At 50.5% G+C, this 18,791-nt stretch carries 20 protein-coding genes and 3 tRNA genes; 6 read left to right on the top strand and 17 right to left on the bottom strand.

The genetic code is table 11. From position 1 onward, the window contains the following. Positions 1 to 14: 14 nt before the first annotated feature. From ybgF to nadA, 4 genes are all read left to right on the top strand, one after another. The gene (gene ybgF / locus CWI70_RS05250) at positions 15 to 755 is read left to right on the top strand and encodes a tol-pal system protein YbgF (protein WP_126771174.1); all 741 of its coding nucleotides are present in this window, start codon (positions 15 to 17) and stop codon (positions 753 to 755) included. Positions 756 to 892: 137 nt separating this feature from the next. Further along, a tRNA-Lys gene (locus CWI70_RS05245) sits at positions 893 to 968 on the top strand. A 29-nt stretch (positions 969 to 997) separates the two neighbouring features. Continuing rightward, a tRNA-Lys gene (locus CWI70_RS05240) sits at positions 998 to 1,073 on the top strand. Positions 1,074 to 1,144: 71 nt separating this feature from the next. Further along, entirely contained in the window at positions 1,145 to 2,194 is a 1,050-nt protein-coding gene (gene nadA, locus CWI70_RS05235) for a quinolinate synthase NadA (protein WP_126771172.1), read from the top strand. 8 nt (positions 2,195 to 2,202) lie between these two features. Here the strand turns inward: nadA and CWI70_RS05230 are convergent, their stop codons facing one another. From CWI70_RS05230 to CWI70_RS05195, 8 genes are all read right to left on the bottom strand, one after another. After that, complete coding sequence (locus tag CWI70_RS05230) at positions 2,203 to 3,024, bottom strand: NAD(P)H-binding protein (RefSeq protein ID WP_126771171.1); 822 nt, start codon at positions 3,022 to 3,024, stop codon at positions 2,203 to 2,205. Beyond that, the gene (locus CWI70_RS05225; protein WP_126771169.1) at positions 3,021 to 3,797 is read right to left on the bottom strand and encodes a ZIP family metal transporter; all 777 of its coding nucleotides are present in this window, start codon (positions 3,795 to 3,797) and stop codon (positions 3,021 to 3,023) included. Before CWI70_RS05225 ends, CWI70_RS05230 begins: the two co-directional genes overlap by 4 nt. Positions 3,798 to 3,868: 71 nt before the next feature. After that, positions 3,869 to 4,069, bottom strand: coding sequence for a helix-turn-helix transcriptional regulator (locus tag CWI70_RS05220; protein WP_126771167.1), 201 nt, complete (start codon positions 4,067 to 4,069; stop codon positions 3,869 to 3,871). After that, a complete protein-coding gene (locus tag CWI70_RS05215; RefSeq protein ID WP_126771165.1) occupies positions 4,066 to 4,461 on the bottom strand; it encodes a hypothetical protein in 396 nt (131 codons plus the stop codon). Before CWI70_RS05215 ends, CWI70_RS05220 begins: the two co-directional genes overlap by 4 nt. A gap of 75 nt (positions 4,462 to 4,536) precedes the next feature. Further along, positions 4,537 to 5,577: an MBL fold metallo-hydrolase gene (locus CWI70_RS05210; protein ID WP_126771163.1), complete on the bottom strand. Its 1,041-nt coding sequence runs from the start codon at positions 5,575 to 5,577 to the stop codon at positions 4,537 to 4,539. Positions 5,578 to 5,622: 45 nt separating this feature from the next. Further along, positions 5,623 to 7,326 carry a gamma-glutamyltransferase gene (gene ggt / locus CWI70_RS05205; protein WP_126771162.1) on the bottom strand — a complete coding sequence of 568 codons (1,704 nt, stop codon included), beginning with the start codon at positions 7,324 to 7,326 and terminating at the stop codon, positions 5,623 to 5,625. A gap of 104 nt (positions 7,327 to 7,430) precedes the next feature. Continuing rightward, entirely contained in the window at positions 7,431 to 7,754 is a 324-nt protein-coding gene (locus CWI70_RS05200; RefSeq protein WP_126771160.1) for a c-type cytochrome, read from the bottom strand. 181 nt (positions 7,755 to 7,935) lie between these two features. Further along, positions 7,936 to 8,026 (bottom strand) — tRNA-Ser (locus CWI70_RS05195). Between the two features lie 247 nt (positions 8,027 to 8,273). On the opposite strand from CWI70_RS05195, the gene CWI70_RS05190 reads away from it, so the two are divergent. Continuing rightward, positions 8,274 to 10,154 (top strand): acetate--CoA ligase, encoded by a 1,881-nt coding sequence (locus CWI70_RS05190; RefSeq protein ID WP_126771158.1) that lies wholly within the window; start codon positions 8,274 to 8,276, stop codon positions 10,152 to 10,154. On the opposite strand, the gene CWI70_RS05185 is transcribed toward CWI70_RS05190, so the two are convergent. The 6 genes from CWI70_RS05185 to CWI70_RS05160 form a co-directional block, all read right to left on the bottom strand. Further along, positions 10,151 to 11,170 carry a mechanosensitive ion channel family protein gene (locus CWI70_RS05185; RefSeq protein ID WP_241967823.1) on the bottom strand — a complete coding sequence of 340 codons (1,020 nt, stop codon included), beginning with the start codon at positions 11,168 to 11,170 and terminating at the stop codon, positions 10,151 to 10,153. The genes CWI70_RS05190 and CWI70_RS05185 overlap by 4 nt on opposite strands. Continuing rightward, positions 11,167 to 11,637, bottom strand: a complete 471-nt coding sequence (gene bfr / locus CWI70_RS05180; RefSeq protein ID WP_126771156.1) for a bacterioferritin — start codon at positions 11,635 to 11,637, stop codon at positions 11,167 to 11,169. Before bfr (CWI70_RS05180) ends, CWI70_RS05185 begins: the two co-directional genes overlap by 4 nt. 1 nt (position 11,638) lies before the next feature. Continuing rightward, the gene (gene bfr, locus CWI70_RS05175) at positions 11,639 to 12,115 is read right to left on the bottom strand and encodes a bacterioferritin (RefSeq protein ID WP_126771154.1); all 477 of its coding nucleotides are present in this window, start codon (positions 12,113 to 12,115) and stop codon (positions 11,639 to 11,641) included. Between the two features lie 35 nt (positions 12,116 to 12,150). Further along, the gene (locus CWI70_RS05170) at positions 12,151 to 12,375 is read right to left on the bottom strand and encodes a bacterioferritin-associated ferredoxin (RefSeq protein ID WP_126771152.1); all 225 of its coding nucleotides are present in this window, start codon (positions 12,373 to 12,375) and stop codon (positions 12,151 to 12,153) included. A gap of 82 nt (positions 12,376 to 12,457) precedes the next feature. Then, the gene (locus CWI70_RS05165) at positions 12,458 to 12,892 is read right to left on the bottom strand and encodes a DUF3429 domain-containing protein (RefSeq protein ID WP_126771150.1); all 435 of its coding nucleotides are present in this window, start codon (positions 12,890 to 12,892) and stop codon (positions 12,458 to 12,460) included. Continuing rightward, positions 12,893 to 13,858: a calcium/sodium antiporter gene (locus CWI70_RS05160; protein ID WP_126771148.1), complete on the bottom strand. Its 966-nt coding sequence runs from the start codon at positions 13,856 to 13,858 to the stop codon at positions 12,893 to 12,895. It lies immediately after the preceding gene. 91 nt (positions 13,859 to 13,949) lie between these two features. Between CWI70_RS05160 and CWI70_RS05155 the strand changes: the two genes are divergently transcribed. Further along, a complete protein-coding gene (locus CWI70_RS05155; RefSeq protein ID WP_126771146.1) occupies positions 13,950 to 14,918 on the top strand; it encodes a CorA family divalent cation transporter in 969 nt (322 codons plus the stop codon). On the opposite strand, the gene CWI70_RS05150 is transcribed toward CWI70_RS05155, so the two are convergent. From CWI70_RS05150 to CWI70_RS05140, 3 genes are read right to left on the bottom strand one after another with little or no spacing between them, the layout of a single operon-like run. Next, positions 14,895 to 16,004, bottom strand: coding sequence for an ABC transporter ATP-binding protein (locus CWI70_RS05150; protein ID WP_126772728.1), 1,110 nt, complete (start codon positions 16,002 to 16,004; stop codon positions 14,895 to 14,897). The genes CWI70_RS05155 and CWI70_RS05150 overlap by 24 nt on opposite strands. Next, positions 15,991 to 17,658, bottom strand: coding sequence for an ABC transporter permease (locus tag CWI70_RS05145; protein WP_126771145.1), 1,668 nt, complete (start codon positions 17,656 to 17,658; stop codon positions 15,991 to 15,993). The genes CWI70_RS05150 and CWI70_RS05145 overlap by 14 nt, the downstream gene beginning before the upstream one ends. Then, positions 17,658 to 18,671 carry an extracellular solute-binding protein gene (locus CWI70_RS05140; RefSeq protein ID WP_126771143.1) on the bottom strand — a complete coding sequence of 338 codons (1,014 nt, stop codon included), beginning with the start codon at positions 18,669 to 18,671 and terminating at the stop codon, positions 17,658 to 17,660. The genes CWI70_RS05145 and CWI70_RS05140 overlap by 1 nt, the downstream gene beginning before the upstream one ends. Positions 18,672 to 18,791: the final 120 nt, after the last annotated feature.

Genomic DNA, 18,791 nt, shown 5'->3' with positions numbered 1-18,791 from the left:
ATACGGTTAAGCCAATGCAAAAATTATGTCTAGTGCTAGCCTTTGTTGTCCCCGGTGTCGTGTTCGCACAGGCACCGGTGTCTAAGTTAGGTAGTGGCAGTGTCGAAGAACGCTTAGAGCAACTAGAACGGGTGATGGATGCGCGTAACGCTGCGCAAATGGCGCTGCTGGATCAAATGGCAAGCTTACAGGATGAGGTCGCTGATTTGCGCGGCAAAACCGAAGAGCATGCCTACCAGCTTGAGCAGATTTTGCAGCGGCAACGTGAAATTTATCAGGAAATCGATCGTCGTTTAGCGGCGACACCGGTGAATCCTGAGCCATCTACGGTTGCTGAACCGTCGTCGAACGCTTCTGGCGGAGTTGAGTACTCAAACAACTTAGGCGAAAACGATGCCTATGACAAAGCGATTCGCTTAGTCATGGAAGATCGTCGCTACGACGCCGCGATTCCTGAATTCCGTAAGTTTATTCAGCAATTCCCGAATTCGACTTACGTTCCTAATGCACACTACTGGCTTGGTCAGTTATTGTATGCGGAAGGTCAATTTGACGAAGCGAAGCAGGAATTCACCGCTGTAGTGGAGCAATTCCCTGATAGCAATAAACGTGGTGACAGCATTTTGAAGTTGGGTATCGTTGCCCAACAACAAGGTGAAAGTCAGCTTGCACGTAGCTATTTTGAGAAGGTTATTAGCGAGTACCCAAACAGTACTCCGGCCGGATTAGCTGAGAAACGCTTAGCAAATTTGTAAAAAGCCTGTGGTTTTTTACGCGAAGTGTTCGCTAATTGAGCAAACGCACCGTATATCTGCAAATTGCAGTTGCAACGCGCGGCATTTTAAGTAAACTATGCCGCCGTTGCCGCTGATAAGCAGCAACCGATGAGATTGGGTCGTTAGCTCAGTTGGTAGAGCAGTTGACTTTTAATCAATTGGTCGCAGGTTCGAATCCTGCACGACCCACCAATCTTCTCATCATCCCCTTCTTTAGTCGTGGGTCGTTAGCTCAGTTGGTAGAGCAGTTGACTTTTAATCAATTGGTCGCAGGTTCGAATCCTGCACGACCCACCACGATTTTTTACCCTAGCCTTGTTTTGCAGTATACTACTCTAACTTTTTTTCGCATGTGGTGAAGTAGCAGCATGAGTATTACTGAAGAGATTCAAGCCCGCGTTATTGACCAGCTCGACTACGCGTTCCCGGCCAAACCTAAACCTTTAAGCGACACTGAAAAAGCGGCTTACATTGCGCGTATCAAGCAGTTGCTAAAAGAAAAGAATGCTGTGCTGGTAGCACACTATTATACCGATCCTGAAATTCAGGCATTGGCCGAAGAGACGGGTGGCTGCGTTGCGGATTCACTCGAGATGGCGCGATTCGGTGCGAATCATGACGCCGACACTTTGATTGTCGCTGGCGTTAAATTTATGGGTGAGACGGCGAAAATCCTCACGCCTCACAAAACCGTTCTGATGCCAACGTTAGAAGCAACCTGCTCACTTGATATCGGTTGCCCAATCGAAGAGTTTTCGGCTTTCTGTGACGCGCATCCTGAGCGAACAGTTGTGGTTTATGCGAATACCTCAGCTGCAGTAAAAGCGCGCGCCGATTGGGTGGTTACTTCGAGCATTGCGTTGGATATTGTTGATCACCTTGATGCCGAAGGAGAGACCATTCTTTGGGGCCCAGACAAGCATTTAGGTAATTACATTCAGAAGCAGACGGGTGCCGACATGATCATGTGGCAGGGCGCTTGTGTGGTGCATGATGAATTCAAGACCAAGGCCTTAGAAGATCTGAAGAAAGTTTATCCAGAAGCGGCCATTTTGGTGCACCCAGAGTCGCCAGCCCATGTGGTAGAAATGGCCGATGCGGTGGGTTCGACCTCGCAGTTGATTAAAGCCAGCCAAGAGCTCCCGAATGATACCTTTATTGTAGCGACCGACCGCGGTATTTTTTACAAGATGCAGCAGCTGTCACCAGGCAAACACTTCATTGAAGCACCGACCGCTGGAGCAGGTGCAACATGCCGCAGCTGTGCCCATTGTCCGTGGATGGCAATGAATGGCCTGGTAGCCATTGCTGAAGCATTAGAGCATGGTGGTGCGACGCACGAGATTCATGTCGACCCAGCACTCGCTGAACAGGCGATGCGGCCATTACAGCGTATGTTGAACTTCAAAAAGACCTAAGCGTCCGATCAGCGCGGCGTATAGGTCGGATGTTGCAGTTGGTAACCGCTTGCCCGCAGTAAGCGGTTACTAATTCGCTTACTGCCTCGACGCCCAATATCATCACTGCGTGGAAAGGTGCTCAAATCGACTCCCAAGCGCTCGGCTAAACGGCCATAAGCAGCCTCTTGCGGTAACGGCTCATCATCCGATACGAGGAACATTGGCTGCTGCTTATCGGGGTGCTGAATCAGAAACGCGATAAAGCCTGCGACATCGTCGGCGTGAATCCGATTCGTCCAAGCTGGTGTAATGACCGCCTCGCCCGAAATTAACATCTCAGCAAGCCGCGTGCGGTTTGGCCCATAAATCCCTGAACAACGCAAAATACTTACCTGATCGGTTGCGGTGGCGATGGTCTGTTCGGCTTGAAGTAACATCTGACCGTGGTGATCACTTGGCTCTGCCGGCGTACGCTCATCAATCCACTCGCCATCGCGCTGATCATAAACGCCCGTGCTTGAAATATAGATAATACGAGGTCTTAATCCCTGGCTTTGTAATTGATGTTGCAACAGCCGACAGGGCAGCACATAGCCGTTGAAATACGGATCTTCCGACTTTCGGTTTGGCGTTAGGGTAATAACGACAACATCGACATCGGCATCAACTAAACGCTCTAAGTCAGCAGCGTTACTCGCATCGCCAGCGAGTAGCTCGATATGGGCGGGGTTGTTCTTATTATCAGGATGACGACACATACCACGCATTTGCGTAAATCCAGCAAACTGCAATAGCGAGCTGGTGCGTTCGGCGATATCGCCATAACCTAAAAAAGCAATTGTTGTCATGCTGCTAACCACACATCAAGGAATAACATCACCACTAAGCCAACCATTAAGCCTGCGGTAGCGCGTCGGTGGTGACCACGTCGGTGGGTTTCGGGAATAATCTCGTGACTGATGACAAAGAGCATAGCACCTGCTGCGAAAACGAGGCCCCAGGGCAGTAAAACTTGTGAAATATTTACAAAGACACCGCCGACTAAACCGCCGATAGGTTCGATAAGACCGGTAAGTGCCGCAACCACAAAGCTTTTAAGGTGACTATACCCCACAGCAACTAAACCTACCGCAACAGCTAAACCTTCGGGTAGGTTTTGCAGGCCAATACCCAACGCCAATGAGAACGCGGCATCACTTTCGCCGCTACCGTAGGCAACGCCAACGGCAAGTCCTTCAGGGAAATTATGAATGGCGATGGCAAAAACGAACAGCCAAACTCCAGCAATTTTTTCTGATGAACGGCCTTCAGGGCCGGAAATAAAGTGCTCGTGTGGAAGTAGGCGATCCATTACGGCGATGGCGACCGCTCCGAGTAAGATGCCAAACACGGCAATCAAAGCGGGTGCTGGACCTTCACCATAGAGCTCAGTCGCTATTTCAATTGACGGCACAATAAGAGAAAAGAACGAGGCGGCTAACATCACCCCAGCGGCGAAGCCAAGCAGAGTGTCGTTAAAGGACTCAGAGGGTTGACGTCCAAACAGCACCGGTAACGCGCCAACCGCTGTTAACCCACCTGTGATAGCACTGGCGATGAGTGCCGTCAAAACCAAGTCCATGCCCACCTCTTCAGCGTTAAACTCTCATGCCTTCAGCTTACCTTAGCTCATGGCAAAATGGCACTTTGTTTTTAACGATCACCCTCATCGAAAAAGATCGCCTCTATAGGGGTATTGAATAGTCGCGAAAACTTAAAGGCCAACGGCAGACTTGGATCAAATTTGCCTTTCTCAATCGCATTAATGGTTTGCCGCGAAACATCAACCGCGTCGGCTAGATTCGCTTGGGTCCAGTCGCGCTCAGCACGGAGCACTTTGAGTCTATTTTTCATTGGTATCTCCGTGTGCCGATGATGATCGAAAACAAATAGCTAAGACTCATCAAGATGAGTAAATAAGAAAATTCAGCGTCACCGGCATAGAGGTTACCAATATCTGCGATGTTGTAGGCTAGCCCTACAATAACGGTAACGCCTAATGTGATCCCCATCGCCTGTAAGTGAATTTTCTGCTGCAGCTCATCAAGAGCCATAATATGGCGTCGGTTCATTTCAATCATAACCCCACCGATCACTAAATTGATTATGACTAATGCGAGTTTGAGTCCGTAATGCTCTTCAGCATACGTGGTAGCGACTGCGGTTGCAGCCGCGGTCGAGATTAACCACGCAGCGGTCCAAAGCGCTAATCCTAACGTGTTCTTTTTTGTTCTGTTGCAACCCATAAGTATTCTCCAAAAGTAAAGTGTGTTTTACATAGAGTTGCGCAAGGGACTAGATAAGTCAAGTTTTATTTACTTTTAGTCTTGTATGATTGTCTTGGTTTCGCCGATAGCTAGAATTTTGAGTTGTTCATTGTTGTCGTTCGCAACGTTCTGTTTTGCAGCGGCTAAGTCTCCTCGCGTTTGCTTTAGGCTTTCGGCGGCGAGTTGGTAAGTACCCCAGTGCATGGCGTAGGAGCGGGTTGCGCCGAGATCTTGGTGAATCTGCAGGGCTTCTGGAGGATTAACGTGTTGTGGCTGCATAAACCAGCGTGGCAAGTACGCCCCGATGGGAATAAGTGCATCGTCGATAGCGGGAAAGCGTGTGCCAATTTCCTTGAATTGAAATGGGTTATAGCCGGTGTCGCCACCAAACCATACTTGCCAGTCTTCGACCTGTAGGTGCCAGCTCGCCCACAGCGTCTCGTTTTTATCGAATAGATTGCGAGCTGACCAATGCTGACTTGGCGTCGCCGTAACAGTAACAGGGCCAAAATTGAGTTGTTGCCACCAATCGAATTCGTACACACGCTCGGCGCTAATACCTTGTTCTACAAACCATTCGGTGAGCCCTAACGGGACCATATAATTGACCTGAGCGCCGAGCCCCGCAATGGTTTCTTCGTCCAAGTGATCGTAATGATTATGGCTAATGACGACGATGTCGATAGGCGGTAAATCTTGAACACTAAGTGGTGCAGGAGTAATACGCTCAGGCCCTGCAAAGCTGACCGGCGACGCCCGCCCATTCAAAATAGGGTCGGTAAGGATATTGAGGCCTTGGTACTGCAATAAGAACGTAGCATGTCCGAGCCAAGTCAGTTGCGGCTTAGTGCTGGGTTGCAGTAGTGCACCAAGGTCAATGCGGGTTTGCGGCACGAGGCTCGGATCATTGCTGTACTCTTGCATTTGATCAGCCCAAGGGTCGTCACCAAACCATCGCATCATAAAGAAATCGATAGCGTTGGTATCTTTGGGAGTAACGTAAGGGTTACGATCGGCAAAACGGCCAGGGGCGCTACAGGAGCTCACCCCGACCACAATGCCAATGACACATACTAATAAGATCAACCAACGCACAAACACCTCCTTTGTGATAACTACGTGGCTGGTCTGTCTATTGGATTAGAAACCTGCCGCGTGACCGTCTTTGCGACTCTCGGAAGCACCATAATAGACATCTTCTTCATGGTTTTTCCAGATAGCTTGGTAGCCACCGTAAGGGCCGACCGCTTCTTGCAGGGTATGGCCCATCTTGATGAGTTCACGCCGAGTTTTGGCCGAGAACCCATTCTCTAAGCTCAGGACACCGCCGTCTGTCATCTGCTCACCCGTCGGCTGGCTTGAACCTGAGTGTAGAATGCGCGGCGCATCGCCAGCCTCTTGTAGGTTCATACCAAAATCAATCATGTTGATTAAAATTTGCGCATGCATTTGCGGTTGCGTAGCACCACCCATCACGCCGTAGCTCATCACTGGCTTACCGTCTTTCGTAACGAAGGCCGGAATAATGGTATGGAATGGACGCTTACCCGGGGCGAATACGTTTGCATGACCCTCTTCAAGGGCAAACAACTCACCACGGTTTTGGAGTACAAAGCCCAAATCGGTCGGCGTTACGCCCGAGCCCATGCCACGGTAGTTACTTTGAATCAACGATACCATGTTGCCAGCTTGGTCGGCGGTGGTCAGGTAAATGGTATCGCCTTCGGTTGGTGGGTTGCCCGTTTCAACTGCGTTGGCGGCTTTGTTAGGGTTGATGAGCTGAGCGCGTTCTTTGGCGTAGCCCTTATCGAGCAGACCTTCGACGGGAGCTTTGCTAAAAGCTGGATCGGCATAGTATTTGGCGCGATCTTCGAAGGCGAGTTTCTTGGCTTCGACAAAGTGGTGAATGTATTCGGCACTGTCAAAACCCATACTCGCAAGGTCGAAGTTCTCAAGAATATTAAGAATTTGCTGAGCGGCAATCCCTTGGGTATTCGGTGGTAACTCCCACAGGTCATAGCCACGATAATTAGTCGCTACTGGCTCAACCCACGTCGAGGAGTGCTCTGCTAAGTCGTCGTACGAAAGAAAACCGTCATGCTCAGCTACAAAGTCGCTGATGGTTTTCGCGATATCGCCTTTGTAGAAAACGTCGCGGCCTTGCTCAGCGATGGTCTCTAAAGTGTTGGCGAGGTCAGGGTTGGTAAAACGCTCACCTTTCTGCGGTGGTTGACCGTCTTTCATAAACACTTCGGCAAAGCCCGGTTGCTCTTGCAGCACTTCGGCATTGCGTTCGAAGTAATAGGCAATAACCTCAGTGACCGGAAAGCCTTGGCGAGCATACTCGATGGCTGGTGCAAGGACCTTGGCCATTGGCAACTGGCCGAATTTTTCGTGTAATTCGAACCAACCATCAACGGTGCCAGGAACCGAAAGAGGCAAAACGCCCCGTGGTGGAATCGAGCTATAACCATTTTGTTTGAAGTACTCGAGCGTGAGGCTTTGCGGCGAGCGTCCCGAAGCGTTCAAACCGTAAAGTTGTTCACTTTCAGCATCCCAAATAATTGCGAAAAGATCGCCTCCGATACCATTCCCGGTTGGTTCAACCAAGCCCAATACCGCATTTGCCGCAATCGCGGCGTCAATGGCATTACCGCCTTGCTGCATAATATCGAGTGCCACTTGCGTCGCTAACGGTTGGCTTGTGGCGGCCATGGCATTGGGGGCCATCGCTTCAGAGCGGGTCGCAAAATGATGACCGGTAATGCGGTCGGCTGCGGCGCTGATGCCACTGGTAAGGGCCAGTCCAGCCGCAAGAGAAAAGGAAAGTAGTTTGGTTTTCATGGTTGCCTCCTCATGAGTGATGCTATTCACTATAACGAGGCTCAAAGGGAAAAGGAGCAGGACACGACCAATGTCGCATCCTACTCGGTAGGTAACCTGTACGGTTATTTAAGGCTTAAAATCCACTCGGCCAGCAAAGTGAGTTGTTCATCACTCAATTGTGGCTGCGCTGGCATGGGTATTTCACCCCATTTACCTTTACCACCATTTTTGATGCTGTTTTTGACCTTTGCCAAGGCGTCTGCATCATCTGCGTAACTCGCTGCGACTTTTTTATAAGCTGGGCCAACAATCTTGTTATCAATACCATGGCAAGCTGTGCAAGCATTGTTCTGCGCCAACTTTTCCGCCTCTTCATTCGCTTGGGCCTGACCTGCGACGAGCACAGCGGCTAAAACGAAAGCACCTCCAATCACTTTCTGAAACATAGTACGACTCCTTGATGAAAAAACCGTCAGATTCATCATAACGAAAACTGGATTGAGTACAATGGGTACGTTTAAAGTGGAGGTTTGGATTCACTCAGGCCATCCATGGCCTTCGCCCTTTGGGCCGCACTGGCGTGCGGTGCAAAACAAAAAACCGCCACGGGGGCGGTTTTTTAGTAGTTGGCGGAGAGAGAGGGATTCGAACCCTCGATACGGGGTTACCGTATACACACTTTCCAGGCGTGCTCCTTCAGCCACTCGGACACCTCTCCAAAAGCGGCCGCAATGATAGGCCATCAAAGGGCCAAAAACAAGAGCGCTGTTTACTATTCGCTGTTCGTAGCCCGTGGTTCTACCACGGGGCAAGCCTGACGTTTTAACCATTGTCGTTGAATTCGAGAATTCCCGTGGTAGAACCACGGGCTACCCGAATAACGGCTCTTACGACTCAAGTCGAATAGGCAGAATCCCATACTGCGCTACAGTTAAGCCATCGCAGCAGGATAAAGGACTTCAGCCATGAACAACTACCCCCACGAATACGAATCGTCGTTGCAACAGCCGCAGCGGTTTTGGTTGCAGCAAGCACGGCGCTTGCATTGGTTTAATGAGCCTAGCGAAATCATGCAACTGCGGCCAGACGGTACGGCCGATTGGTTTGTCGATGGCGAGCTGAATATGGCTTTTTGTGCCCTTGACTACCACGTGGATAATGGGCGTGGGGAGCAAACGGCACTGATTTATGATTCGCCAGTAACGCAAACAAAGGAGCGTTACAGTTATCGTGAACTCCGTGATCAAGTAGCGCAATTTGCTGGGTTGCTAAAGAAATACCATGTGAAGAAGGGGGATCGGGTCGTTATTTATATGCCGATGATCCCGCAAGCTGCGATTGCCATGCTGGCGTGTGCGCGATTAGGGGCGGTGCACTCGGTGGTATTTGGTGGCTTCGCGCCGCATGAGTTGGCGGTGCGTATTGACGATGCGGAAGCCAAACTGGTCATCACCGCGTCCTGTGGTGTGGAAGTCGATAAAGTATTGCCCTATAAGCCTTTTGTCGACAAAGCTATTGAGTTGGCCGAGGTCAAGCCACAGCATGTGGTGGTTTGGCAGCGTTCAATGTGCCAAGCGGAGCTGCAGGCTCCGCGTGATATCGATTGGCAGCAATCGCTATCTGATGTTACCCCAGCCGAGTGTGCGGTAATGAAAAGCACCGATCCGCTTTATATTCTGTACACCTCGGGTACCACTGGAAAACCCAAGGGTGTCGTGCGCGATACCGGTGGCTATGCCACGGCACTGCGCTATTCGATGAATGTGGTGTATGGCGTGCAACCGGGGCAGGTTATGTTCACGGCCTCAGATGTGGGTTGGGTGGTAGGTCATTCCTATATTGTCTATGGCCCACTTTTGGCGGGCGCTACGACTATTCTGTATGAGGGTAAGCCAGTGCGCACGCCGGATGCTGGTGCTTTCTGGCGCGTTTGTGCGGAGTATGGTGTAAGTGTTCTCTTTTCCGCGCCGACGGCTTTTCGAGCCATTAAAAAGGAAGATCCTGAGGCTCGCCAGTTAAAACCTCATAACTTGAGCAAGTTAGAGCGCATTTACATGGCTGGCGAGCGCTTAGATCCGCCAACCTTAGAATGGACCCAAGAGATGACCGGAAAGCCGGTGTACGATCATTGGTGGCAAACCGAATCGGGCTGGCCGATATGTGCGAATCCTGTAGGAATCGCTGAGCATCCGATAAAACCTGGCTCATCGACACTACCCGTGCCGGGTTATGATATTCGTATTCTTGCGCCAGACGGCAGCGAAGTTGAAGCAAACGAGCAGGGCGCTGTGGCGATTAAGCTCCCCTTACCGCCAGGCTGTCTGACCACGATTTGGCGCAATTCTGAGCGGTTTTCTGCGGGTTATTTGCGCGAATTTAAGGGCTTTTATAGCAGTGGTGACGGTGGCTACAAAGATGATGACGGCTATGTTTTCATTATGGGCCGCACCGACGACGTCATTAATGTTGCTGGCCATCGCTTATCAACCGGCGAAATGGAGGAGATTTTGGCCATGGACGCTGCCGTAGCCGAATGTGCCGTCATAGGCGTTAGTGATGAGCTCAAAGGGCAGATCCCAGTGGGATTAGTGATTGTCAAAGATGGTGTGGACATTGCACCGCAGGAACTGAGTGCGCGCTTGGTGCAGCGGGTACGTGATGAGATTGGCGCAGTGGCCTGTTTGCGGCAAATTCATGTGGTGCCGCGTCTGCCCAAGACCCGTTCGGGTAAAATTCTGCGGCGCTTGCTGCGGCAACTGGCCGATGGCGATACCGAAGTGAGTATTCCATCGACCATCGACGATCCGAGTTGTGTCGACGAGCTCAAGCAGCAGCTTGGCAGCTAGATCTCGTCGGCAGCATCGTTATGTGAGGGTTGCTCTTTTGCCTCTGGCTCCGGCTCAGGGGCTTTTTTTTCTGTGGCGCCCTTGGCCACACGTATCGCATCATCGGCTTGCCAGCTTTTAATATGCAAGTCACGCTGTGGAAACGGAATCTCAATAGTGTTCTCAATGAGAGCCGTGTGAATTTCCCATAAGAACGCTGCTTGAACTGCGCCGGGGCGGTTGACGGCTTCAGGCTTTAGCCACACCACGAGCTCGAAGTTAAGACTGCTTTCACCAAACTCAACTAACCACACTTGAGGTGGTCGGTGAGAGGTGTCGGTCAACGTGTGTGGCACTTTATCCGCGGCTTCCAATACAGCCTTTTTGACCAGTTCCTTATCGGTGCCGTAAGCAACACCAAAGGGAACCTTGATGCGTCGATAAGTATCGCGCATGGTCCAGTTGGTAACGCGGCCAGCGACGAATTCAGAGTTTGGTACGACAATGTCGATATTGTCATTGGTGGTGATAATGGTGCTACGAATATTGATTTCATTCACTTCACCGGTGACGCCTGATTCCAGTTCGACAAAGTCACCCACTTTTAGCGTCTTATCAAAGAGTAAAATAATACCGGCGCTAAAATTACTGATCAGGTTTTGTAAGCCAAAACCTACGCCAATACCCAAGGCACTGGCAAAGATCGCAAACTTGGTTAAATCAATGCCGATGGAAGCAACAGCGACTAAAAAGCCCACGAGCAAAATAATGTAGTGGGTGATCCGTTTGAGCGCATAGAGTGATGAGCGTGAAAAGCTACTGCGCATGTCACCATAGCGTTGCAGTGCCTTTTGGATGAGCACTGAGACAATGTAGGTGGCAAATAAAATCGCTACAAAGCGAAACACCGAACCATAGGTGACGGCGGTTTCACCAACGCTAAAAAGCTCTTTTTCGAGCCAATGAAATGCGCCCGAAACGGTAGACACCACCGTATCGATGGTGTCCGTGGCTTGTTCTGTAGGTGTTTTACTCACATTTGTGCCTGCAGGTAAAGCTCCAGTCCTAAACGGTCAATCAACTCAAGTTGCTGCCGCAGCCAGTAAGCATGATCTTCTTCTGTATCACGAAGAATGCCGACGAGCATGTCACGCGTGACAAAGTCACCTGCTTGTTCACAAAAGTCGATGACTTCGCGCAGGGTTTTGGCATTGTTGCGCTCAAGTTCAAGGTCGTTGGCAAGCATGGTCGGCACATCGTCTGCGATGGTGTGCTTTTCACGGGCATCCATATCTGGACGGCCACCAAGGAATAACATCCGGCGGATCAACAAGTCCGCATGGCCGCGCTCGTCATCAACTTCATGGTTGATGCGCTCATACAATTTGTCTAAGCCCATATCTTCGTAGCGGCGTGAGTGCGCTGTGTATTGATCGATTGAGGTTAATTCAAACGCGAGTAAACGGTTAAGCTGCTTCACCACAGCTGCGCTGTCTAAAGTCATTTTAAGACTCCTTATGCAGTTTGGTTTGCAGGTAGGTGTTAGCCCCCAAGTGGGTGATTAAGTCGAGCTGGGTTTCGAGCCAATCTAAATGCTCTTCTTGCTGTTCCAAAATCTCAGCGAGCATGTCGCGACTAACGTAGTCTTGCTGCTTTTCACACTGAGCAATCGCGTCACGAATGGCCTCGACGTCGGCGAGTTGGATTTTGTGATCCAGTTGCAGCATTTCGCGCGGGTCTTCGCCAATGAAGAGCTTACTAAGATCTTGTAAGTTAGGGATACCACCAAGAAATAGCAGCCGCTCGATGATGTCATCAGCGTGCTTCATTTCTTCGATCGAAGCTTTATAAATGGTGTGATTCAGTGCTTCAAAACCCCAGTTTTTATACATACGAGCATGTAAAAAGTACTGGTTAATGGCAGTTAACTTACGGGTAAGAATTCGATTAAGTTCTTGAAGAACTTTGGGTTCGCCTTGCATGAACTACTCCTAACCTAGGTAATTTAAAACCTAGCTTAAGTGTAGCACACGTCCGTTGGCAACAAGGTTTCTTCTAAAAAGCGTTTATTCCGCTCTTTCACAGCGTCGCTGAGGACTTCTTTGGCGCAACTTTTACAGCAGCCACACTGCGATGCTACGCCATATTCTTGGCGGAGTTCGCGCATCGTACTGATGCCTTCTTCGTGCACGGCACGACGAATGGTTTTATCGGTGACACCTTTACAAAGACAGACGTACATAAAGACCTCGTTGAGTACTTGGTCTAAATACTAATACAAATACGAATGATTCGCAACAGTGCTGTTTGTTTTTGCGTCAGCTTTACAGCGAAATAATGATCAAGATCACGTGCAGAGCAACAACCGTGAAGGTGAGGCGGTTGCGAAGCTCTAAGTACCAAAGCTGTTCGCTTAGATGGCGTTTTTCAAAGTTAAGCCAGAACAAGTGGGTAAGGGCAAGAATCGTCAACATGGATAAAGGCGATACCCAGATCCCGGCAAAAAAGAGCACGATACCTATGATGCTCGGCAGCATGCTCCATTTGAAAGCGCGGGTAGGGCTACCTTCGCTTTGCATGGCGACGCCCCAGTGAATGCCGCCAAGAAAACTAAGAATAAGCGCACTATAAATGACGAAAAGGCGCACTGCGTGGTCTGCATAAACATCAAGCAGTCCACCAAGGGTAAAGGCTAAGAAAGGGATTAAGCCGGCGTAGCCAAGTCGTTGTGCGGTTGCAATTGCCTTTTCGTCGATCATTTAGAAGCCCGTTTTGAGTAAGTAGATCGTGTAAGCAGTATAACAAAGTAATAGCGCGATACCGTGGATTCGGTTCAGTCGCGTTGGACGGTTAATGCGGAAGGCGAAAATCGCCAATAATAGAGTTAGCACCGTCATGGCAACCCAATCACGGCTTAATACCAGAGGTTCTAGGCTTACAGGATGAATTGCGCCGGCAATCCCCACCACAGCTAGGGTGTTAAACATGTTAGAGCCAATGACATTACCGAAAGCGAGGTCATGCTCATTTTTGCGGACCGCCGCTATGGCTGATGCGAGTTCTGGCAACGACGTACCAATGGCCACCACAGTTAGGCCAATGACTAAGTCACTCACCCCCAACGCGACGGCAATATCGACTGCACCCCAAACCAAGACACGTGAGCTAATGACGAGAAGTACAAGACCAATAACCAGCCAAACAATGGCTTTGCCAAGGGGCATTTTGTGTTCTTTGAGTTCCTGATCAAATTCACCCGCGAGTACGTCATCTTTACCGCGCATGCCTTGGTAAATACTCCAGCCCATATAGGCAGCAAAAATAGCTAGAATCATCCAGGCTTCAATCGCGGTGATGGTGAGATCGTAAAGTGGGATCGCCATCAGTAAAGTAATGGCAATCAAAATCGGCATTTCGCGTTTAAGTACTTGGCTGCTTACGGCAATTGGCGCGAGAACTGCGGTAATACCCAGCACGAGGGCTATGTTGGTGATGTTTGAGCCGAAGGCGTTACCTAAAGCTAAGCCGGGGTTTCCCTGTAACGAAGCTAATGCTGATACCACCATTTCGGGGGCGGACGTACCAAAGCCAATGATCACCATGCCGATTAAGAGTGGGGGCATCCCCAGATGGGTTGCGGTCGCAGCTGCTCCATCAACAAACCGGTCAGCACTCCAGACAAGCAAAGCTAAGCCAACAATTACAGCGACAACAGCAAGTAACATGCACGATCCTTTTTAATGAGGTTATTTCAATTGGCTGCTATTGTAACCTTAAAGCAGAAAATGTTGCAGCAACCGCACGGAAGGAATTTACATGGCGAACTCAACCTTAACGCAACGACCAGATTTTATGATCGATAGTTGGGATTTCTCCTGTCATCCCGCACAACCTATCGAGCATGACCTACAAGGTGCCCCACAGCGTTGGTTTCACATTCAGCGCGATTTACCAGGCATTGATACCTGGTTAGCGGCTTCAGGGATTCCAGCGCCACTGATTGATGCTGTATTAGAAGAGGATACGCGACCACGTTTTGAGCGCAGTAACGAAGGCTTTCTGCTGATCTTGCGGGGCGTTAACTTGACCGAAGGCGAGCGTCCAGAAGATATGCTCAGTCTACGTATTCTCTATTACAAAGGCGCTATTTATAGTTTTCGCAAAAGGCCTATTCGTTCGGTTGGGGTCATTCGTGAGCGCTTGCAGCGACAGGAGGGACCTGAATCACTCAACGACTTCTTAGTGACCCTAATTGAAGAAATGAACAATCGTCTTGAAGAACTGTTGGATGTCATAGAAGTCGAAATGGAGAGCCTAGAAGACGATGCTCAAGGAACGACGTCTGAACGCCAACGTAAGCTCACCGAATTGCATCGACGGATGCTGCGTTTAGTTCGCTTTGTCAGGCCACAACTTGCTGCGATTGAGCGCTTTGGTGTGGATGCGCCAAAGTGGTTGGAACCCGAAAATGTGCAGTGGTTGGTGAATGAACGCGACGGCATTCAACGTGAACTTGAATCGCTCGAAATGCTATTAGAACAAGTGTGGATGTTGCGTGAGCATTTGCAGCAGGAAGTGGCAGAAAAAATGAATCGCAATACCTATTGGTTGTCGATGGTTGCTGGCGTGTTTTTACCGATCAGCTTTTTGACCGGGGTATTTGGCATTAATATTGGTGGCATGCCAGGCGTCGATAACGACAACGCGTTTTGGATTTTCTGTGGCGCACTTGGCGTCATCGCTGTGGTTGAATTTTTACTGTTACGCCGTTTGCGCTTTTGGTAATACCGGACGAAAGGCGGGGGCCTGACTATGGAAGCCTGGCAACTCGCAGTGATCGGCAGCAAATACCACAAGGTGGTCGAAGTCTGGGCGCAGCCCAATTTCGGCGCCGACCTCTAATTGCTCGTGTGAAGCGCTAAGGGTCAAGACTTCAACACCGCTGACTAACTCGACGCTGTAAAGATTGTGGGCGCCACGAAAACCACGTGCTTTGATGGTGCCGCGTAAACGCGATTCGGGATCGGGCACCAAGTCGTCAGGACGTACCAAAAAGCTCACTGGGGTGCCGCCTGCAACATTGGCCAAGCTCGGATGTTCGAGCATACCCAATGGCGACGCCATTGAGCCGCTTGAATTCACCGTACCTTGCAGTAAAACCCCATGGCCAATAAAGTCCGCAACCATTTGGTGACGCGGCTGATGGTAAAGTTGGTAAGGTGTATCCCACTGAAGCAATTCGCCTTGATACATGACGCCAGCTTTATCGGCCATGGCAAAGGCCTCCTGCTGATCATGGGTCACCAACAATGCGGTAATTTGCTCTTTTTTGAGCAACTCACGGACCTCGACCGCAAGCCGCTCGCGCAATTCAGCATCAAGACTTGAGAAGGGCTCGTCAAGCAATAACAGGCGCGGCTTAGGAGCGAGTGCTCTGGCCAAGGCAATACGCTGCTGTTGGCCACCCGATAGTTCATGTGGGTAGCGTTTTTGGTAGCCCGGCAAGCCAATTCGATTAAGCAGCTCATCCACCCGCTGGAGTTTTTCTTTCGCACTGGCATGGCGCATGCCAAAGCTGATGTTCTCTTCGACAGTTAAGTGGGGGAACAAGGCAAAATCCTGAAAAACCATACCAATGCCCCGTTGTTCTGGTGCTTGGGTGTAAGCCGGTGCAGAGACGGTTTTTTCAGCGAGGCTAATGCTGCCCGCAGCTACTTGTTGAAAGCCTGCTATAGCTCGCAACAGCGTCGTCTTTCCGCAACCGCTAGGGCCAAGCAAACAACCGATTTCGCCTGCCGCGAGTTGCACGGATACGCCACGAACAATCGCATTTTGACCAAGGTGAACATGTAAATGATCAAGCTGTAACAGGGACAAAGTCTTGCTCCTTCAGGGCATTTTGTTGCGACTTTAACATAGCTCGCGACAGCAGAATAACCGGTATCAAACCCACCATCACCATCATCAAAGCGGGCGGACCGGCATCAGCCAAACGTTCGTCACCGGCCATTTCGTAAGCGCGCACTGCGAGCGTATTGAAATCAAACGGACGCAATACTAGGGTTGCCGGTAACTCTTTCAAAACGTCGACGCCAACCAATATAATCGCGGTCAGTACGCTCGGTCGTAATAACGGTAGATGAATGAGCCGCAGCACTTGCAAGGGCTTATAACCGTGAATTCGAGCGGCTTCGTCCATGCTGGGTCGAATTTCCGCGAGGCCGGCCTGCACAGTTTGTATAGCGACGCTTAAAAAGCGCACAGCATAGGCGAAAAGTAATGCAAATAAGGTACCCGATAGCAGCAAGCCTGGGTTGTAGTCGAACCAACGTTGGCTAGCAGCGATAATGACGTTGTCAATTGATGTGAGCAACACTAATAAGCCTACGGCGATGACTAAGCCAGGAATGGCATAACCTAACCCGGCAAAGGCGACGCTGGTGCGGACGACGCGGGTTGGCAATTGGCGACGGCCATAGGCCAACCACAGGGCAATCATGACGACTAAAATTGCCGCCATAAAGGCGAGGGCGAAGCTATTCCAAGTTAACTGCCAGAAGTCGCCCGTGGTCCATACTTGCCAACGTTCGAGTGACCATGCCGCCAGTTGCACTGCCGGTAAAATAAAGCCAAACACTAATGGTAGCCAGCAAGCGATACTGGCGAGCCAAGCCTTTCTACCATGCAACTCGAAAGGGGTGGCAGGGCGCGGGTTACGTTGATCGTAGCGTGCTTGCTTGCGTGACCAACGCTCCAACAGAATGAGGCTGATGACCGCTGCTAACAGTAAGCCCGCCAGTTGCAACGCGCCGGTCAAGTCACCAAGTCCATACCAAGTGCGGAAAATTCCGGTGGTGAAGGTGGTTACCCCAAAATACTGCACGGTACCGTAGTCGGCGAGCGTTTCCATCAGCGCCAGTGTGGTTCCGGTAACAATAGCGGGCCGTGCTAAGGGCAAGGCAATCCGCAGGAAACATTGCCACGGCGTTAATCCCAAACTACGGCCAGCTTCTAAGGTTGTAGCGGACTGCTGCAAAAAGGTCGCACGGGTGATTAAGTAAACATAGGGGAAGAGTACTAAGCTCAGCACCACGATAGCCCCACCGAGACTACGAATTTGTGGGAACCAATAGTCGCCGTAGCCCCAACCAAAGGTTGTCCGCAAGGTGTCCTGTACAGGACCACTGTAATCGAACATCCCCGTATAAGTGTAGGCGGTGATGTATGCCGGCATCGCCAGCGGTAACAAGAGCGCCCAGCTGAGTATTTTTTGTCCAGGAAAGCGGCAGCTAGTGGTCAGCCACGCCGTACTTACGCCGAGAGTGATGACGCCTACCGCAACCCCGAGCATTAACCACAAGGAGTGTCGGACGTACTCCGGAATAACCGTTTTCCAGAGGTGACCAAGGGTGCTGAAGTCGCCCCCAAACAGCAGTTGCAAGAGGGCGAAAACGATAACAAAAAGCGGTAGCCCCAGCACTAACGCTGAAGCTACGAGGGAGAATTGCCGCCCGCGTGCTTGCATTAACGCCAGCCAGCTCGGTTCATAAGTTTAACCGCAGCAGCGTTATTTTCGCCAAGGTAGCGCATCTCAATAGAATCCATTTTGAACTCGCCCCATGCTTGTAAACGTTCGCTCCATTCGACGCCATTTACCGCAGGGTACTCATTATTGGTTGCAGCGTACCAACGCTGTGCCTCTTCAGAGAGTAAAAACGCGATCAATTGCTGTGCTTCTTGGGTGTTCTTCGCATGCTTCGTGAGGCCAATTCCCGAGACGTTGACGTGGGTACCAAAGCTCTCTTGATTTGGCCAGAAAATAGCGACTTTGCTTGCTGCTTCGCGTTCGTCAGCATCGTTCGAAGCTTCCATGAGGCCTAAATAGTAAGTGTTTGCTACGGCAATATCGCAAACCCCAGCTGCGACCGCTTTGATTTGGTCGCGATCGCCACCTACTGGAGGTTTGGCCAGATTACCGACCAAGCCTTTAGCCCACGCTTCGGTTTTTTCCGGGCCCCAATGTTCAATTAAGGCGGCGGTGAGTGATTGGTTGTAGATATTGTCGGACGAACGGATACAAACGTTGTTGTCCCAGCGTTCTGCGGCAAGGTCTTCATAACCATTCAGGACACTTGGGTCGACGCGGTCTTTGGCGTAGAACAACGGACGGGCGCGCAAACTTAAACCGATCCACAGCTTGTCAGCGCCATGCAGATTGGCGGGCACTTTGTTGAGCACTCCGGCGTCAGTAATCGGTTGGAAAATACCAGCTTCGGCCGCGCGATGGAGGTTGCCAGCATCGACGGTAAGAAAGAGATCTGCAGGACTGTTTTCGCCTTCGTTACGTAAGCGTGCGAGGAGCGCATCACCGCCGCCGGTCAATAAACGTACTTCAATTCCCGTTTTTTCGGTAAATTGCTCTAAAACGGGTTTGATAAGTGCTTCTTTTCGCGCAGAATACACGTTTACCGTTGCTGCGTGGGCAACACTTGCCGTTAATGCTAAAGTGATAGCACTGAGTGACACGAATTTTTTCATGTTAGCTAATCTCATAACTTGAGAACCTCGTAGTAAGTCAGACCCAAAACGGGCGAGCATTTGACTGTCGATGACTGTATTGTACGCAAATGCGAATGATTATCAACAAGAAGAGAAGTG

The organism is Pseudidiomarina homiensis (assembly GCF_003987225.1).
Lineage (GTDB): Bacteria > Pseudomonadota > Gammaproteobacteria > Enterobacterales > Alteromonadaceae > Pseudidiomarina > Pseudidiomarina homiensis.
Note: the sequence above shows the minus strand (reverse complement) of the source record. Positions and strands in the feature narration are given on the sequence as shown.

Bases quoted from the DNA above. Each gene is read 5' to 3' on its own strand.
- CWI70_RS05165 (WP_126771150.1), bottom strand. From the start codon at position 12,892: ATGATCGACGAAAAGGCAATTGCAACCGCACAACGACTTGGCTACGCC.
- CWI70_RS05160 (WP_126771148.1), bottom strand. From the start codon at position 13,858: ATGTTACTTGCTGTTGTCGCTGTAATTGTTGGCTTAGCTTTGCTTGTC.
- CWI70_RS05215 (WP_126771165.1), bottom strand. From the start codon at position 4,461: ATGGGTTGCAACAGAACAAAAAAGAACACGTTAGGATTAGCGCTTTGG.
- bfr (WP_126771156.1), bottom strand. From the start codon at position 11,637: ATGACTTTAGACAGCGCAGCTGTGGTGAAGCAGCTTAACCGTTTACTC.
- CWI70_RS05230 (WP_126771171.1), bottom strand. From the start codon at position 3,024: ATGACAACAATTGCTTTTTTAGGTTATGGCGATATCGCCGAACGCACC.
- CWI70_RS05155 (WP_126771146.1), top strand. From the start codon at position 13,950: ATGGCGAACTCAACCTTAACGCAACGACCAGATTTTATGATCGATAGT.
- CWI70_RS05170 (WP_126771152.1), bottom strand. From the start codon at position 12,375: ATGTACGTCTGTCTTTGTAAAGGTGTCACCGATAAAACCATTCGTCGT.
- CWI70_RS05220 (WP_126771167.1), bottom strand. From the start codon at position 4,069: ATGAAAAATAGACTCAAAGTGCTCCGTGCTGAGCGCGACTGGACCCAA.
- CWI70_RS05145 (WP_126771145.1), bottom strand. From the start codon at position 17,658: ATGCAAGCACGCGGGCGGCAATTCTCCCTCGTAGCTTCAGCGTTAGTG.
- ggt (WP_126771162.1), bottom strand. From the start codon at position 7,326: ATGAAAACCAAACTACTTTCCTTTTCTCTTGCGGCTGGACTGGCCCTT.
- CWI70_RS05200 (WP_126771160.1), bottom strand. From the start codon at position 7,754: ATGTTTCAGAAAGTGATTGGAGGTGCTTTCGTTTTAGCCGCTGTGCTC.
- CWI70_RS05225 (WP_126771169.1), bottom strand. From the start codon at position 3,797: ATGGACTTGGTTTTGACGGCACTCATCGCCAGTGCTATCACAGGTGGG.
- CWI70_RS05190 (WP_126771158.1), top strand. From the start codon at position 8,274: ATGAACAACTACCCCCACGAATACGAATCGTCGTTGCAACAGCCGCAG.
- CWI70_RS05140 (WP_126771143.1), bottom strand. From the start codon at position 18,671: ATGAAAAAATTCGTGTCACTCAGTGCTATCACTTTAGCATTAACGGCA.
- bfr (WP_126771154.1), bottom strand. From the start codon at position 12,115: ATGCAAGGCGAACCCAAAGTTCTTCAAGAACTTAATCGAATTCTTACC.
- nadA (WP_126771172.1), top strand. From the start codon at position 1,145: ATGAGTATTACTGAAGAGATTCAAGCCCGCGTTATTGACCAGCTCGAC.
- ybgF (WP_126771174.1), top strand. From the start codon at position 15: ATGCAAAAATTATGTCTAGTGCTAGCCTTTGTTGTCCCCGGTGTCGTG.